This is a genomic window from Leadbetterella byssophila DSM 17132 (assembly GCF_000166395.1).
In the GTDB taxonomy this organism is placed as follows: Bacteria; Bacteroidota; Bacteroidia; order Cytophagales; family Spirosomataceae; genus Leadbetterella; species Leadbetterella byssophila.
In genome coordinates, this window is the sequence record NC_014655.1 from 1,062,370 (window position 1) to 1,078,212 (window position 15,843).

The window sequence follows — 15,843 nt, forward strand, 5'->3', positions numbered from 1 at the left end:
ATTATTCTTCCGCTATGGTCCTCCTTAATCTATCATTTATAGCCCTTCCCAGACCTACTTCCGGTACAAATTCAATGACAATGGTCTTTACCGGCATTTGATCCAATGCTCTCAAACCTTGGAATAACCTTGCCGCAGCTTCTGCAAGATCAGCACTTTCACTAAGAACAAACTGATAAGAATACCCTGAAATGGGAGAAGAAAATCTTAAAAATGCGGTTTCTTTATCGTATGATTCACCTTCTTTATAGACGAGCACCTGCTTATCCGGGGAATAATGCTTCTTCAACATGCCCGGAGCACTGGGATTAGAGGCAGAAAAGTCATTCACCCTAACCTTCCCTTCAAAATTCCGTTCCAGATCTTCTATGGCTAAACCACCTTTCCGATAAACCACCAAATCCGCAACTTCAATGCCTATGATGGTTGATTCAACTCCTACCTGGCAGGGACCTCCGTCTAGAATATAATCCACTTTGCCAGCCAACTGATCATAGACATGCTGAGCCGTAGTCGGTGATACATATCCAAAAGGATTAGCACTAGGTGCCGCTAAAGGGAAATCAATACTACTTAGCAAAGATAAAGTTAGCTCATGTTGTGGTACCCTTACCGCTACTCTTTCTAAGCCTGAAGTTACCACGTCAGGAATAATATCCCTTTTAGGCAGAAGCACCGTAAGCGGCCCAGGCCAAAATTTATTCGCAATTTCTGTTAATTGACCTAAGCTTTGCGAAGTATATTTGTATAATTCTGCAAATGTCGAAATATGTATTATTAAAGGATCGAAGGACGGGCGATTCTTAGCTTCAAAGATCTTCGCCACAGCCTTGGGATTCAAGGCATTTGCAGCTAAACCATAGACCGTCTCCGTTGGAATAGCAACTAAGCCACCCGCTTCCAAAATTGCTTTTGCCTTTTGTATATCCTTACCTACCTCTGTCATATCAAACCTCCCTTATTAAAATATCCCTCCGGATAGTACACTCTTTCTAAAGTTAAGCCCTCCGCTTTTACAGCCGTTCCGGCTTTTGTTCTATCCTTAGCCAGAATGATGTTTTCAAATTCCTGTAATCCAATTTTCCCATAACCTACTTCCAGTAAAGTACCCACCACAGCTCTCACCATACCTCTTAGAAACCTGTTGGCTGAGATATGAAATTCTAATCGCTCATCCACATATCTCCACACTGCTTCCGTTATGGTACAGTCAAAGGTGGTGACATCTGTCTTAACCTTACTAAAACTTTGGTAGTCGGTGTGCAGAAAAAGGATTTTCGCAGCCTTATTCATGGCATCAACATCCGGCCTTCTGGAATAATGCGCACAAATCCACTGTTGGAAAGAATCTTTGGAATGAAGAATCCTGTAAATATATTTTCTACCCGTAGCGTCAAAGCGAGCATGTGCTTCATCACTTAAAGGATAAAAATTCTTGATGGTAATGTCCTTAGGTAGAAAACGATTCAAGCGCTGAATGTAACCGGCATGGATCTCCTGAGGTAAATCTACATGGGCATATTGCTGGCGCGCATGAACACCCGTATCAGTCCTACTACTTCCCATGATTGAAATAGGCGCATTCAGCACCGTGCTAAGGGCTTTCTCTAGTTCCCCCTGTACAGTATCTGCCCCGGGCTGGATCTGCCAACCATGGAAATGGGTACCCAAGTAAGAAATTTCAATAAAGTATCTCAATGCCGTAAAACTTCTCGCAAAGGTACAAAAAAAAAGCGCAGTACTTAACTGCGCCTTTCTCTTAAGATTCTACCTTCTCACTCTTAAAGAAGAGGAAGAAGAAGGCCATGACGGCCACTGCAATTCCGGCCGGAATAACCCAAACTTGCTGCCAAAACTGAGCAATATTCGTTTCTTTTATGCTAGTATAATGGTCGGCTATAAGACCCGCTGCCCAGAAACCTATCATCATACCTACCCCATAGGTAGCCAAGGATATCAAACCTTGAGCAGCACTTTTATATTTTAGTCCAGCTTTAGCGTCTGTATAAATCTGCCCAGCCACAAAGAAAAAGTCATAGCAGATCCCGTGTAAAGCAATACCTATCAATAACATAAAGCTGAATTGTCCTGCATCTCCATACGCAAACATCACATATCTCAGTGCCCATGCTAACATGGCGATTAAGATGGTATTCTTAAAGCCAAAACGCTTGAAGAAAATAGGTAAGGCCAATAGGAATAATACTTCAGAAATCTGACCAATAGTCATCTTAGCGGTAGGATTCTGCATCCCGATATCATTTAAGAACGGGTTTGCATACTGATAATAGAACGCTAAAGGAATACAAATCAAAATAGAAGAAATAAAGAAGATCAAGAAGTTTTTATCTTTCAACAACTGTAATGCCTCTAAGCCTAAGATGTCTGAAACTGAACTATTATCACCTGCACTCTTAGTAGGGGGTGTTGAAGGAAGGATAAAACTATACACACCTAATACAGCAGATACAATTGAAGCCATCAAAAAGGTATTTCTTAATGCACCCGCTTCAATGGATTCCCCTGAATCCCAGGCAAAAACGAAGCTGATCGCTAAACCGGCTAAGATCCAACCAATAGTTCCCCAGATTCTGATGCCGGAAAACTCTTTTTCGGGATCATTTAATTGTCTAAATGAAATGGAATTGACTAAGGCAAGGGTAGGCATGAAAAGAATCATGTAACCTAATACATATGGGAAAAATTCACCCGCAGTACCAGCACTGTACATCAAATACATCAAACCGGCACCTACTAAATGAAGTATACCTAGAATACGCTCTGCATTAAAGTAACGGTCTGCTATAAGACCTACAATAAATGGTGCAATAATGGCTCCCCAAGATTGAGTACCGAAGATGTTCGCAATCTCAGCACCTGTAGCATTCAGGTTTTTTCCTAGATAAGTACCAAGCGTCACAAACCATGATCCCCAAATAAAAAATTCAAGGAACATCATAAAAGACAACTTAAAACGAATAAGTCCACTCATAGTTTTTAGGTATAATAGTTTTAAAATCGAGCCAATTTAGTAAAAAATCCGTCACCACAAGGATATACTACTGCAATTCCTGATTTCCTTGATAATTCAAACACAGACTGGTAAATTTGCACATCATAAAATCAATACCAGCGAATGGAATTCAGAATAGAAAAAGACACGATGGGCGAGGTTCAAGTACCCGCTAATGTGTATTGGGGTGCCCAGACACAGCGTTCTATCGAAAACTTTAAAATTGCGCAGGACATCAATAAAATGCCCAAAGAAATCATCAGGGCATTCGCCTATTTAAAACATGGTGCAGCCCTTGCAAACCTTGAATGTGGAGTGCTAGACCAAGAGAAGGCGGATTTAATAGGCAATGTTTGTCAAGAAATCCTTGATGGAAAGTTGGATGATCAATTTCCACTAGTAGTATGGCAAACGGGTTCAGGGACTCAGTCAAACATGAACTGTAACGAGGTGATTGCTTACAGAGCCCACGTTTTAAAAGGAGGAAACTTAACAGATAAAACAAAGTTCATCCATCCTAATGACGATGTAAACAAGTCTCAATCTTCAAATGACACCTTCCCTACCGCTATGCACATCGCGGCGTACAAGATGTTAGTTGAAGTAACCATCCCTGGTATTGAAAAGCTGAGAGATACTCTAGAGAAAAAATCAAAAGAGTTCATGGGTATTGTGAAAATAGGTAGAACCCACTTCATGGATGCTACTCCATTGACCCTAGGACAAGAATTCTCAGGCTATGTATCGCAGTTGAACCATGGCTTAAAAGCCATTAAAAATACTTTAGCTCACCTTTCCGAACTAGCCTTAGGTGGAACGGCTGTAGGTACAGGCATCAATACGCCCCCAAGATATGCTGAAGTAGTAGCAGAGAAAATCGCTCAATTAACCGGCTTACCTTTTGTTACTGCAGAAAACAAATTTGAAGCTTTAGCTGCACATGACGCTATCGTTGAAGCTCACGGAGCACTAAAAACAGTAGCCGTTAGCTTGATGAAGATTGGTAATGACATCCGTATGCTATCCAGCGGACCAAGAGCAGGTATTGGTGAGATCCATATCCCAGATAATGAGCCAGGTTCTTCTATCATGCCGGGTAAAGTTAACCCTACGCAGTGCGAAGCCATGACCATGGTAGCCGCTCAGGTATTGGGTAATGACGTTGCTATTAACGTCGGTGGGGCTACAGGTCACTTCGAATTAAACGTGTTTAAACCGATGATGATCTATAACTTCCTGCATTCCGCCCGTCTAATAGGAGATAGCTGTGTGTCATTCAATGACAAATGTGCAGTAGGGATCGAACCTTTAAAGGAAAATATCACCAAACACGTGAATAATTCCCTTATGCTAGTAACGGCTCTTAATACAAAAATAGGTTACTATAAAGCGGCAGAGATTGCACAAACCGCACATAAGAACGGAAGCACTTTGAAGGAAACTGCAATTGCTTTAGGATACCTGACTGCTGAAGAATTTGATCAGTGGGTCAAACCTGAGGATATGGTAGGAAAAATCAATTGATTTTCTTGTATTATTCAAGTATTATTTGTACTTTTGCTATATAATCTCTAGGAAAATGAAGAAATACGCCTTGTTGATCCTTTTATGCTGTGTTACTCTACTTTTAGGAGTGATGGTATATCATACTGCTTATCAGCATACGGTTGCGGCTTCTGAAAATAAACAGTCTTCAGAGATTACACAAGTAAGTGAAACTAACTGGGCTGAAACCACTAAGGAAAAAGCTCGTGAAGGTGGAAAATCACTTGCACATTATCTATTCTCATTGATATACAAATAAGATCGAATAATATTAACTTTGAAACGTTGTCTCAAAAGGACAACGTTTTTTTATGCGCAAACTTTTAGCTTTACTACTTATCACCCTTATATCCTGCAAAGAAAGTGAAGAGATCTCCCAAGTGATGACTCCTGCACTCGTGACAGCTAACGGTGGCGACAATAGCCTTTCCTTTATCGATCCGAACACTATGGAAGAAAAGCAAAGGATCTATTTAAAAGCTCCCAGAGCCACTTACTTGCACCATCTGGGATTAAGTCCGCAAGCCGACAAAATAGCTCTCGCATTCCCTGAATATGACTTTTCAGAAGGACATGACGGACTACATAACTTGCAAGTCCAAGGTCATGTATCTGTTTGGAACAAAGCCTCCAATAAACTGGAAAATACGTACACCGTTCCTTATGCTAATCACAATGCTGTGTTCTCCCCAGACGGCAAAGAAATCTGGACAGGATTGGTTTCCCATTCCGGAAGGATTTTAGTTCATTCCGCACTAGATGGAAGTCAGTTAGCCACCATCACGGTAGGTGCGGATCCCCATGAGATTTTATTTGCAAACGAGGGGAGGTATGTAGTAGTTACCTGTCTGGAATCTTCATTCCTTACTGTAATTGATGCCCAAACCAAAAAGGTCATCAGAGACATTAAGGTTGACCCCTTCCCTACTAACGTATGGCCGGGCAGAGACACTTATCATGTTATTGTAGAAAATTCCACCCAAAAGACAATAAATATCATTGACCTCAGAAGTTTTCAAGTGATAGATCATCTGGATTTGGACTTTGCTCCCGGATATTCTGCTTTTGATGAAGAGGGAAATCTATGGATCTGTACCAAAGGCCAGAATTACCTAAGAAAGTTCAGGAAAGCAGATGGCTCCTGGAAAGAAATTCAGAAGATAGAAACGCACCATGATCCCCACCAATTTCTTATTTTTGCCTCCAAACTTTGGTTAGTCAATCAAAAACAAAATACGGTTCAGATTATTGACCTAAAAACCGGAGACATCACAGGTTCCATCAGCGTGGGACTAAAGCCGAATGCCATTATTTACATGCCATGACCTTATATCAATACCTACCACAGTCAGAAGAACAATGGAAACTCAAACAAAGGTTTATTGAGTTCATAGAGGATAATCCGGATGCCTATCTAAGAAGTAATCTGCAAGGCCACCTGACCGCGTCAGTATTTGCCGTTGACGAGGACAAGATTCTACTCATACATCACAAAAAATTAGATAAATGGCTGCAACCCGGAGGACATTGCGACGGTAACCCGGACACTTTAGAAGTAGCCCTAAAAGAACTATGGGAGGAAACCGGCATTCTGGTCGAGGCTGAGCAGCAAGAGGTCATAGACCTGGATATTCATTTGATTCCGGAAAGAAAGGATGTGCCGGCCCATTACCATTATGATGTGCGTTATTTAGTTAAAGCAGATTCTAAGGCACCCATCATACAAAACCACGAAACGAACGAGATTCTTTGGATACCTTTCTCCGAAATAGAAGACTACACTTCAGAAGACTCGATTCTAAGGGTGATAGAAAGAATCAGCTCAGAAAACTAAATATTAACTCTTTATAAAGATCCATATCAGAGATATTACCCGCATCTACACCTTTGGATCTGGCATCCGCTAAACGTAGGGCCTGGATCACTTTCCTTAACTGAGACAAAGAGTAGTTTTGGGCGGCTCTCTTATAATCCTTTAGAAAATAAGGATTTACTCCTAGTATTCTTGATAGTTCCGCATCAGGTCTACCTCCTAAACCATGGAGAAGTAAAACCTTGGAAAAGAAATTATAAAGAGAGATAATATTAACTGTAACCGGATGATCTTTCGAGTTACTACCAAAATAATGAGCTATTTTGAAAGCTTTGGTTACCTGTTTATCAATCAAAGCCTTTTGCAATTCAAAAACATTGAACTCCTTAGAAACGCCAACATATTTCTCAATGATATCCGCATCTATGGTCTCCCCTTCTTGAAGATTGATCTTGAGTTTCTCTATTTCTTTACTTATAGCCTGAGGATTATTCCCCAAATGCTCACTCAATAATTGTATAGCTTTCGGACTAATCTTTAGATTCTCCTCCTTACATAACTCGGATATAAACTCCGGCACTTCAGAGTCATACATCTTTTTGAAATGATGGAGCTCTCCTTTGCCCGCAAATGCCTTCACCCACGTTTTCCTTTCGTCTTGAGGCTTACCAAAGCAAAGGACCAATACGGTAGAGGTCAAAGGATTTTTGGCATAGGCTTCTAATCTTGCCTGGCCCTCTTTTTGTCCCAGATCCGTAATAGCATGGGCTTCTTTGACCAGAACCAACTGACGTTCGGCCATCATGGGAAACTTCCTGGCTACGTTCAATACATCGCCGGTACTTACGTCTTTACCGTATAGGACATATTCATTAAAGCCCTTTTCAAAATCGGGAACCGTGACTTCCAGGAGCTTTTCAGCCATTAAATCTATGTAATACGGCTCCGTACCATGTAGGAAATACAAGGGCTTGAGACTATTCGAATTTAGATCTTTAACTATTTTACGGTAATTCATTGGTAGTGCTTGCGATTAGCCTTGGAAAATATTCCAAGAAATCAGCTTCAATTTCCTCATAATGATTCTTGAATACAGATACGGATTCTACCAGATCTACTCCATGAACCCTTCTGTTCAAACTGGACATTGCTTTTTCCAGTCCCCAAAAATACAAATAGTTTTGCAGCCAATCATGCTCCACCATGGAAGCAATTAATTTCTTTAATGGTAGAGGATGCAACTCAGTATATTGAGTGGTCAAACTTTGATAGATCCGGGACCGAAAATCCGAAAAAGGCTCCTGTGCATATAGATCCCAGTGTTTTTGGACGAAATGGTCTAACAGCACATCTACTATAACTCCGGAATATTTCCCAAATGGAGTATAGAACTTTTGTTTAATCTTTCCAACTGTAGGATCTGTATCCGTAAAGGTATCAATATGCCTGTGAAGCCTCAGCCCGGCTTTAACGTCTTCCGGTAATGTTCTGTTCTTTTCGTTTTCAATACCACCTCTGATATAATCTTCCAGCAAAGCGCCTAAGATCTTTCCGTGGTTATTTCCCGCTAAGAACAGATGTGCCAGATAATTCATGATGGCTCATATTTCACTACCTCTATTCCAAATCTACGTAAAAAATCCACACCCTCATCCGAACTCAAGCCTTTATATTCTGCGTAAGAGTTCAAATAAAAAACCTTTTTGATTTTCATAGAAAAGATGACCCGAGCACAGGCTATACAGGGTGATAAGGTCACATACAGGGTAGAACCTTCTACATTAGCCCCATTCTTAGTAGCATAAAGTATGGCATTTTGCTCAGCATGTAAGGCTAAGGAACAGCTTCCTTTAGAATCTCGGGGACAGCCCTGTTCTCCGAACTCATCGTCGCAATTATGTGTACCCGCAGGAGGTCCATTATAGCCTATGGATATAATTCTGGTATCATTCACTAGGACCGCTCCCACTTGCGCGCGAACACAGTGCGATCTTTTGGCTAATTGAATAGCCAAATCCATGAAAATATCATCAAACTTAGGTTTGTCCATTTATAAAACTAATAATCTATAATTAAACTGAAGGTTTCCTGAAATGACTTTCAAATGCCTCACCCCTTGCCCCAATTCCTTTTTGGGAATCTTAAGTATTTGTCCAAAAGCCGAAGTGAAGTTTTTTGAATATACTTTCCTACCCAAAGGATCAACTATCTCCACGGAATAGTCCCTGGCTTGATTTACTTGAATTTTACATTCCAAATGTTCCCCAACCACTGGATTTCCTAATACTTTCACGACTATAGGCTCCTGAACTTCAAAGAAAAGGTCCGCATTTGCCACCAATTGCTTGCGCCTTTCACTTATTCCTAAAATAGCCCTTACTCTGGCCTTTTGATCATTGGTGAAGACATTCATACAAGAATCCACAGTATAATCCAGGAAGTTTTCTATCATGTTCCTCGAATTACGTACTCTGCAGTTAGAAAGAATATCATTACAAGTCAAAGTACGGTTAGCTGATTCGGCAGGAGGTGTGTCATCGCAAAAATCCGTTCCGCAGTATTCATCTCCCCAGATATGGATCAGACCTAACCAATGTCCGATTTCATGCGTAGCCGTTCTTCCGTAATTGTAAGGTTCCTCTACGGCGCCCATTTTCCTTCCAAAAGCCCGATAATCAATGATTACACCGTCAATTTTCTCATCTACTTCTTGAAGCTCAAGTCCTTCAAAATTCCCAAAAGGAAATTCAGCGAAGCCCAAATAACCTCCTGAGAGATTAGCTACCCAAATGTTTAGATATCTATTGGAATCCCAATAGGCTAGATCAGATAGATTATAGGCATCAGACAATACGCTAAAGCTTCTTTTGGCTGAGTATACTCTGTTAATTCCGTTGGTTTCCCTTCCTTCTGGATCTATGGGAGCTAAAAAGAACTCTATCTCCATATCTGCCCCGTCCGGATGGTTATTATACCCGGGAGTACCTATTTTTCTACGATAGTCTTCATTGAGGACCTCAATCTGTGAAAGGATCTGCCCATCACTGATATTAGTACCCCCTAAGGCACCGTTAGCATTATTGTGAATCACATGAACCACCACAGGAATTCTGACTACCCCCTCATTTGCTGATTTTCTAGCGTTCTTCTTCTCTTCGATTTTTGAATTCAATAGTTCATGCAGACGAGGATACTTACCCATGCTTGGAGGACACCTATCAATATGCTGCGCAAAGGATTGAAATGAAAAAATAAAAAAAAGAACACTAAGAATCCGCTTTTTCATAAGCCTCCAGGATTTTGACTACTAATGGGTGTCTCACCACATCTTTGCCATCTAATTCTATGAAAGATATTCCCGGAATTCTTCTCAAAATTCTTGCTGCCTCTTCTAAACCGGATTTTTGATTCTTAGGAAGGTCTACCTGAGATTTATCACCTGTGATGATGATCTTACTCGACGGCCCCATCCTAGTCAAAAACATTTTAAGTTGCATGGGTGTGGTATTTTGTGCTTCATCTAATAAAATAAAGGCATTATCCAGGGTTCTACCTCTCATATAGGCCAAAGGCGCAATCTCGATAGTATTTTTTTCCAAATATCCCTTCAATTTATCTGCTGAGATCATGTCATCCAAGGCATCATAAATGGGCCTTAAATAGGGATCTATCTTTTCTTTCAAATCTCCAGGAAGAAAACCCAAATTCTCTCCTGCTTCCACCGCCGGACGAGTAATAATGATCTTCCTTACCGACTTTTCTTTCAGCGCTTTCACGGCTAATGCCACCGCTGTAAAGGTTTTACCTGTACCCGCAGGCCCTATAGCAAACACGATATCGTTCTCCTTAACCGCCTCTACTAAGCGCTTTTGATTGTGCGTTTTGGCCTTAACTATTAATCCCCTATTTCCGTGAACGATAATATCGTCTTGATTCAAATACTCATCAATCTTATGCCCTTCCAAAGTATTCTGAACCTCCTTCAAGGGTAAAACATTGAATTTCTCAAAATACTTGATCAAACGAGTAAATACATCCTCTATGCGCGAAATCTCTTGTGCAGAGCCCTTTAGAAAGACCTCATCCCCTCTAGCTACAATCTTGCTCTGCGGAAAGGATGCGTTAAGTTCACGCAAATTTTCGTTCTGTGGACCGAAGAACTCGTTCAGGTTAGATATCTCTAATTTTATTGATTTTTCTATCAAAATCTGCTTCTCTTTAAATTGTACACAAATCTCACAAATTTATTAACAATAATCGTCAATTTTTCCACAAAAAATATGTTTCAAAATTCAAAATATTGAAACTAAGAGGCTTCTGAGCATTTGGCAAATATTCGTGTAGAAGATCCACTTTTTTGACAGGTTTTTCGTAGTACTTTTGTATATCGATTTTATACCCTTGAACGAAACGACCCAACATATCTCCTCTCTCGCATTACGTCAAAGCGGCGTTCGCTTACCTCATGTAGTCGAAATTGAAGCCGCCGTACTAGGAGCATTGTTGATCGATAAGGATGCCATTAACCTCATAAAAGAGTCTATCATTCCGGATAGCTTCTTTGTTGAAGAACATCGCATCATCTACCAGGTCATTCTGGAAATGTCTGAAGCCGGAGAGGCTATTGATACCCTCAGTGTCACCAGAGAACTCAGAAACAGGGCACTCATCAGGCAAGTAGGCGGTCCCAAATTTGTAGCCAGCCTGACTACCCACGTAAACTCAGCCTCTAACATTGAGTTTCACGCCATGATTATGGCTCAGGCCGGTATTAAGCGAGAAATGATACGTGTGGCGCAGGAAATCATGCACCAAGGGGCAGAAAACGAGTTGGATATCTTTGACCTCTTAAACAAGACGGAACAATCCTTTTTTAAGATCTCCGAAAGAAACATTCGTAAAAATTATGCGGATGCCAAAACCATCATGAAAAGCACCATTTCTGAGCTGGAAAGCAAGAAATTAAGCAATAATGAAGGTATTACAGGTATACCGAGCGGCTTCCGTGACCTAGATGGACTTACGGGAGGTTGGCAAAAGACAGAATTGATCATCATAGCGGCTCGTCCAGGTATGGGTAAGACGGCCTTCGTGGTATCTGCCATGAGAAATGCTGCCGTTGACCATAATAAAGCTGTGGCCATCTTCTCTTTGGAGATGTCTGCCACGCAGCTGATGCTAAGGATGATCTCTGCAGAAGCTGAGTTAGATAGTGAAAAACTTAGAAAAGGTACCTTGCAGCCCCACGAATGGGAGCAATTGCATCATCGAATTAAGAAACTATCTTCCTCTCCCATCTACATTGATGATACACCTGCCTTAAGTATTCTGGAACTTAGAGCCAAATGCCGCCGACTAAAGGCCCAGCATGACTTGCAAATGGTCATCATTGACTACTTACAATTGATGACCGGGGATGCCGGAGCAGGGGTGTCTAACAGTCGTGAGCAAGAGATCGCTACCATCTCCAGATCCTTAAAGAACCTAGCCAAAGAATTAGAGGTACCCGTAATTGCCCTGTCACAGTTGTCAAGGGCCGTAGAAACCAGAGGTGGTAATAAAAGGCCTCAACTATCCGACTTAAGGGAATCCGGTTCCATTGAGCAGGATGCTGATATGGTAATGTTCTTATATCGTCCGGAATATTATAAGATCATGGAAGACGAGAACGGTAACTCCACTGAAGGTATTGGAGAGGTGATCATAGCAAAGAACCGTGCCGGTATTACGGAGACCATTCCACTTCAATTCATAGGTAAATTTACCAAGTTTGCTAACTTGGGTGAATATAATAATTCACTGGGAGGTGGAGCCTTGAGCCAATTTTCAGGCCTAGATCATTTTGAAGCCCAAGCCAGTGACTCGGGCTTTAGTACCTTTAAGAGTAAGATCAACACCACCCCTGACGTATCATCCCCTGACGAGGAATATCCATTCTAAACGTTTTTCACGGCGTTAAGGATCTCCAATTGCTTATGCATCTGTTCGAACTTTATCAATGGTTCCGATGGGCCATTAATAGAGGCTGCTAAGGCGCTAAAGAAATGGTACCAACTTCCTCTTTCTGTGTCTATCCTTCCTTCTATTTCTAAGCCATGAATTTGCGTTCTAAGGTAAGCTCTATTATCCTTTGGCTCAAAACCAAATTCTGAGTCGACAGGAAGCATTCCTTTCACTAAGTGATCCTCCTGTACGTCCATTCCGTATTTGGTAAAGCTACCTTTGGAACCATGTATTATATATTTTGGTCCTTGATCCTTCACTAAGAGACTTGAGCGCAAAAACACTTGTACCTTTCCCATTTGTAAGTTCAAATGGAAAGCATCATCTACACTGGAGTTCTCTCTTTGTGTATAGACGGAACCGCTAAATCTTTCCGGCAAACCAAAAAGGGTAATGGCTTGGTCCACTAAATGTGCTCCTAGGTCATAAAGGATACCATTTGTGGGATCCGGTGCCTCTTTCCAAGCTTTAGGATTCAATTCAGGCTTATAACGATCGAAATGCGCCTCATAAGAAAGAATTTCTCCCAAAATCCCTGATTTTATCACCCTTTTTACAGTAAGAAAATCACTATCAAATCTTCTATTATGGAAGACGCTAAGCACTTTGCCGCACTTTCTTGCCGTATCAAACATCTCCTCTACATCTGTAGGATTAGCTGCTACGGGCTTTTCTACCAATACATGTTTTCCGGCCTGTAAAGCTTTAATAGCGTATTCCTTATGTGTAGAACTAGGTGAACAAATACTCACTAAATCAATCTCAGGATCTGAAAGTAGATCTTCCCATTGGCTTAGTCTGTGAACCCCTTGAAATCTAGGTAGAGGCAATTCCTGTGATGTAACTATGGATCTTAATTCAAAATCAGGATGAGTCAAAAAGAACGGAGCTTGTAAATGTCTACCTGACAAACCGAATCCTACCAAACCAACTCTTATCATAAAAATGGGATTTATTTCTCTATTTAATCAATAATTAAATTTTTAGCGATTTATTTAAAGGCAGGTATGCCCGTAATCTCTTGACCTAAGATCAGTAAATGAATATCATGTGTACCTTCATATGTAATCACTGACTCCAAATTATTCATATGGCGCATGATGGAGAACTCACCGGTAATTCCATTCCCTCCTAGAATTTGTCGGGCTTCACGCGCTATGTTCAAGGCCATGGCTACGTTATTTCTTTTTGCCATGGAAATCTGTGCTGAACTGGCCTTACCTGCGTTTTTATTCACTCCTAATTTCCAGGTGAGCAATTGAGCCTTGGTAATCTCTGTTAGAAACTCTGCAAGCTTTTTCTGGGTCAATTGAAATGAAGCAATGGGCTTGTCAAATTGTATCCTTTCCAGTGCATATTGCTTAGCCGTAAGGTAACAATCTACTGCCGCACCTATAGCACCCCATGAAATACCATATCTTGCATTATCCAGGCATTTTAATGGAGACCTTAATCCATCTGCTCCGGGCAGTAAATTACTTTTGGGCACCTTAACTTCATCAAAAACTAACTCTCCGGTAGCACTGGCCCTGAGCGACCATTTATTCTTGATCTCAGGCGTACTAAAACCCTCCATTCCGCGCTCAACTATTAATCCTTTGATCCTACCCTGCTCATTCTTTGCCCAAACCACAGCAATGTCACAAAATGGAGCATTGGAAATCCAGGTTTTTGATCCATTTAGTATCAAAAAGTCCCCTTCCTCCCGAAAATGGGTCAGCATACCACCCGGATTAGAGCCAAAATCCGGTTCTGTCAGACCAAAACTACCTAGCCATTCTCCAGAGGCCAATTTAGGCAAATATTTAGCCTTTTGTGCTTCAGACCCAAACTCAAATATGGGAAACATCACTAATGAGCCTTGAACAGAAGCAGTGGATCTGATTCCTGAATCTACCCTTTCCAGTTCTTGCATCATCAAACCATAAGTGATATAATCCGCCCCCAGTCCCCCATAGGTTTCTGGAATGGTAGGACCAAACAAGCCCATCTCCCCCATTTTGGGCACTAAATGCCTAGGGAATGTAGCCTTCTGAGCATGGTCTTCAATAATGGGACGGATCTCCCTTTGGCAAAATTCATGAACCGACTGTCTGACTAGAAGTTGCTCCTCAGTAAGCAGCTCTTCCATGCCGTAGAAATCAGGAAACCTTTCCATCTTTTATAGTTCAATTAAGATTTGATTCTTCAAGATATCCTCCATGGTTTCTCTTTTCCTTACCAAATGAGATTTCCCTTGGTAATAAAGCACCTCCGCAGGTCGGAATCTGGAATTGTAGTTGGATGCCATAGTAAAACCATAAGCACCGGCATTCCTGATGGCCATAATATCCCCTTCTTCCGTTTCCGGCAAGGTTCTGTCTTTGGCAATATCATCCGTCTCACACATATAACCCACGATATTATAGCGCTTTGAAGCTTCTTCTTTAGCCTTGCTGATATTGTAAACTCCGTGGTAGGCGTCATACATCATGGGGCGAATGAGATGATTAAGACCTGTGTTTAAGCCTAAAAGAGTACCATTTGGGTTATTCTTTACTACATTAACAGAGGCTAACAATAAACCGGATTCACTTACAAGGTATTTGCCCGGCTCAAACCATAACTCTAGTTCTCTACCATAAGATGCACAAAACGCTTTGAACCTGGCACTTAGTTGTACTCCAAGATCCTCCATATCCGTCTCCACATCTCCCTCCTTGTACGGCACTTTAAAGCCTCCGCCAAAGTCCAGATATTGTAAGTTATCAAAATCTTTGGCTAGTTCAAACATAACCTCTGCCGCCTGAACGAAGGTACTTCCATCTTTGATATCAGAACCCGTGTGCTGGTGCAATCCCACTATACGCAACTGGTATTTATTCACCAACTTTAAAATCTCCCCCTTTTGCTCAATAGGAATACCGAACTTAGAATTGCCATGGCCGGTAGAGATCTTTTCATTGCCTCCTCCTGCTACATTGGGACGAATACGGATAAATACAGGTAGTGATGAACCATATTTTTGTCCGAACTTTTCTAGGGTAGAAAGATTGTCAATATTCACTAAAACACCCTCATTTACACAAGCTTCAATCTCGTCAAACCCTACACCAGAGGATGTAAAAGTGATCTGTTCAGGAGAAAACCCTGCTGAAAGTGCTAGTTTCATTTCCTGTGGAGATACTACATCTATATCTACCCCTAGCTTTTTCATTAATGCTAGTACGCTAATGTTAGTATTCGCCTTACATGCATACTTGATTTTCATATTCACCTCTTTGAAAGCCGCACGCAGCCTCTCTACTTTCGCAGCGATCACATCTCCGTCATACACGTACAGAGGGGTACCATAGTTTTCAGCTAATTCTAATAATGTAGTATTCTCCATTTGAAAGGTATAAAACACAAAAATAAGAAGGATTGAGCTATAGCACACCATGCTCATTAAGAAATAATACCACTCACTTAAATATTTGCCTAATTATAT

Annotated in this window: 16 protein-coding genes; 5 read left to right on the plus strand and 11 right to left on the minus strand. The window is 41.2% G+C overall.

Features of this window, described 5'->3' with window-relative positions:
- Position 1: 1 nt before the first annotated feature.
- The 3 genes from LBYS_RS05015 to LBYS_RS05025 all read right to left on the minus strand — a co-directional run bounded on the left by LBYS_RS05015 (position 2) and on the right by LBYS_RS05025 (position 2,992).
- Positions 2-946 (minus strand): L-threonylcarbamoyladenylate synthase, encoded by a 945-nt coding sequence (locus tag LBYS_RS05015; protein WP_013407795.1) that lies wholly within the window; start codon positions 944-946, stop codon positions 2-4.
- Positions 943-1,698 (minus strand): tRNA pseudouridine(38-40) synthase TruA, encoded by a 756-nt coding sequence (gene truA, locus LBYS_RS05020; RefSeq protein WP_013407796.1) that lies wholly within the window; start codon positions 1,696-1,698, stop codon positions 943-945. Before truA ends, LBYS_RS05015 begins: the two co-directional genes overlap by 4 nt.
- A gap of 61 nt (positions 1,699-1,759) precedes the next feature.
- Positions 1,760-2,992 (minus strand): nucleoside permease, encoded by a 1,233-nt coding sequence (locus LBYS_RS05025; protein ID WP_013407797.1) that lies wholly within the window; start codon positions 2,990-2,992, stop codon positions 1,760-1,762.
- 144 nt (positions 2,993-3,136) lie between these two features.
- Here LBYS_RS05025 and fumC point away from each other — a divergent pair, with 144 nt between their 5' ends.
- The 4 genes from fumC to LBYS_RS05045 are packed head-to-tail and all read left to right on the plus strand — an operon-like array spanning position 3,137 to position 6,392.
- Positions 3,137-4,537, plus strand: coding sequence for a class II fumarate hydratase (fumC, locus tag LBYS_RS05030; RefSeq protein ID WP_013407798.1), 1,401 nt, complete (start codon positions 3,137-3,139; stop codon positions 4,535-4,537).
- Positions 4,538-4,592: 55 nt separating this feature from the next.
- Positions 4,593-4,817 carry a hypothetical protein gene (locus tag LBYS_RS05035; protein ID WP_013407799.1) on the plus strand — a complete coding sequence of 75 codons (225 nt, stop codon included), beginning with the start codon at positions 4,593-4,595 and terminating at the stop codon, positions 4,815-4,817.
- A 52-nt stretch (positions 4,818-4,869) separates the two neighbouring features.
- The gene (locus tag LBYS_RS05040) at positions 4,870-5,883 is read left to right on the plus strand and encodes a YncE family protein (protein WP_013407800.1); all 1,014 of its coding nucleotides are present in this window, start codon (positions 4,870-4,872) and stop codon (positions 5,881-5,883) included.
- Entirely contained in the window at positions 5,880-6,392 is a 513-nt protein-coding gene (locus tag LBYS_RS05045; RefSeq protein WP_013407801.1) for an NUDIX hydrolase, read from the plus strand. Before LBYS_RS05040 ends, LBYS_RS05045 begins: the two co-directional genes overlap by 4 nt.
- Here the strand turns inward: LBYS_RS05045 and holA are convergent.
- From holA to LBYS_RS05070, 5 genes are all read right to left on the minus strand, one after another.
- Positions 6,376-7,389, minus strand: a complete 1,014-nt coding sequence (gene holA / locus LBYS_RS05050; RefSeq protein ID WP_013407802.1) for a DNA polymerase III subunit delta — start codon at positions 7,387-7,389, stop codon at positions 6,376-6,378. The genes LBYS_RS05045 and holA overlap by 17 nt on opposite strands.
- The gene (locus tag LBYS_RS05055) at positions 7,376-7,966 is read right to left on the minus strand and encodes an acyl carrier protein phosphodiesterase (RefSeq protein ID WP_013407803.1); all 591 of its coding nucleotides are present in this window, start codon (positions 7,964-7,966) and stop codon (positions 7,376-7,378) included. Before LBYS_RS05055 ends, holA begins: the two co-directional genes overlap by 14 nt.
- Positions 7,963-8,421 carry a deoxycytidylate deaminase gene (locus tag LBYS_RS05060; protein WP_013407804.1) on the minus strand — a complete coding sequence of 153 codons (459 nt, stop codon included), beginning with the start codon at positions 8,419-8,421 and terminating at the stop codon, positions 7,963-7,965. Before LBYS_RS05060 ends, LBYS_RS05055 begins: the two co-directional genes overlap by 4 nt.
- Positions 8,422-9,573: a zinc metalloprotease gene (locus LBYS_RS05065; RefSeq protein WP_049781321.1), complete on the minus strand. Its 1,152-nt coding sequence runs from the start codon at positions 9,571-9,573 to the stop codon at positions 8,422-8,424.
- 64 nt (positions 9,574-9,637) lie between these two features.
- On the minus strand, positions 9,638-10,576 hold the full coding sequence (locus tag LBYS_RS05070) for a PhoH family protein (protein WP_013407806.1): 939 nt from the start codon (positions 10,574-10,576) through the stop codon (positions 9,638-9,640).
- 196 nt (positions 10,577-10,772) lie between these two features.
- On the opposite strand from LBYS_RS05070, the gene dnaB reads away from it, so the two are divergent.
- Positions 10,773-12,311, plus strand: coding sequence for a replicative DNA helicase (dnaB, locus tag LBYS_RS05075; protein WP_374750192.1), 1,539 nt, complete (start codon positions 10,773-10,775; stop codon positions 12,309-12,311).
- Here dnaB and LBYS_RS05080 read toward each other — a convergent pair.
- The 3 genes from LBYS_RS05080 to lysA are packed head-to-tail and all read right to left on the minus strand — an operon-like array spanning position 12,308 to position 15,744.
- Positions 12,308-13,315 carry a Gfo/Idh/MocA family oxidoreductase gene (locus tag LBYS_RS05080; protein WP_013407808.1) on the minus strand — a complete coding sequence of 336 codons (1,008 nt, stop codon included), beginning with the start codon at positions 13,313-13,315 and terminating at the stop codon, positions 12,308-12,310. The two genes, dnaB and LBYS_RS05080, sit on opposite strands and share 4 nt — an antisense overlap.
- A 50-nt stretch (positions 13,316-13,365) precedes the next feature.
- Complete coding sequence (locus LBYS_RS19025; RefSeq protein ID WP_013407809.1) at positions 13,366-14,532, minus strand: acyl-CoA dehydrogenase family protein; 1,167 nt, start codon at positions 14,530-14,532, stop codon at positions 13,366-13,368.
- Positions 14,533-14,535: 3 nt separating this feature from the next.
- Entirely contained in the window at positions 14,536-15,744 is a 1,209-nt protein-coding gene (gene lysA / locus LBYS_RS19030) for a diaminopimelate decarboxylase (protein ID WP_041823445.1), read from the minus strand.
- Positions 15,745-15,843 lie beyond the last annotated feature (99 nt).

Coding starts and splice junctions, on each gene's coding strand:
- LBYS_RS05015 (WP_013407795.1), bottom strand. CDS start 946: ATGACAGAGGTAGGTAAGGATATACAAAAGGCAAAAGCAATTTTGGAA.
- LBYS_RS05025 (WP_013407797.1), bottom strand. CDS start 2,992: ATGAGTGGACTTATTCGTTTTAAGTTGTCTTTTATGATGTTCCTTGAA.
- fumC (WP_013407798.1), top strand. CDS start 3,137: ATGGAATTCAGAATAGAAAAAGACACGATGGGCGAGGTTCAAGTACCC.
- LBYS_RS05035 (WP_013407799.1), top strand. CDS start 4,593: ATGAAGAAATACGCCTTGTTGATCCTTTTATGCTGTGTTACTCTACTT.
- LBYS_RS05040 (WP_013407800.1), top strand. CDS start 4,870: ATGCGCAAACTTTTAGCTTTACTACTTATCACCCTTATATCCTGCAAA.
- LBYS_RS05045 (WP_013407801.1), top strand. CDS start 5,880: ATGACCTTATATCAATACCTACCACAGTCAGAAGAACAATGGAAACTC.
- holA (WP_013407802.1), bottom strand. CDS start 7,389: ATGAATTACCGTAAAATAGTTAAAGATCTAAATTCGAATAGTCTCAAG.
- LBYS_RS05055 (WP_013407803.1), bottom strand. CDS start 7,966: ATGAATTATCTGGCACATCTGTTCTTAGCGGGAAATAACCACGGAAAG.
- LBYS_RS05060 (WP_013407804.1), bottom strand. CDS start 8,421: ATGGACAAACCTAAGTTTGATGATATTTTCATGGATTTGGCTATTCAA.
- LBYS_RS05065 (WP_049781321.1), bottom strand. CDS start 9,573: ATGGGTAAGTATCCTCGTCTGCATGAACTATTGAATTCAAAAATCGAA.
- LBYS_RS05080 (WP_013407808.1), bottom strand. CDS start 13,315: ATGATAAGAGTTGGTTTGGTAGGATTCGGTTTGTCAGGTAGACATTTA.
- LBYS_RS19025 (WP_013407809.1), bottom strand. CDS start 14,532: ATGGAAAGGTTTCCTGATTTCTACGGCATGGAAGAGCTGCTTACTGAG.
- lysA (WP_041823445.1), bottom strand. CDS start 15,744: ATGGAGAATACTACATTATTAGAATTAGCTGAAAACTATGGTACCCCT.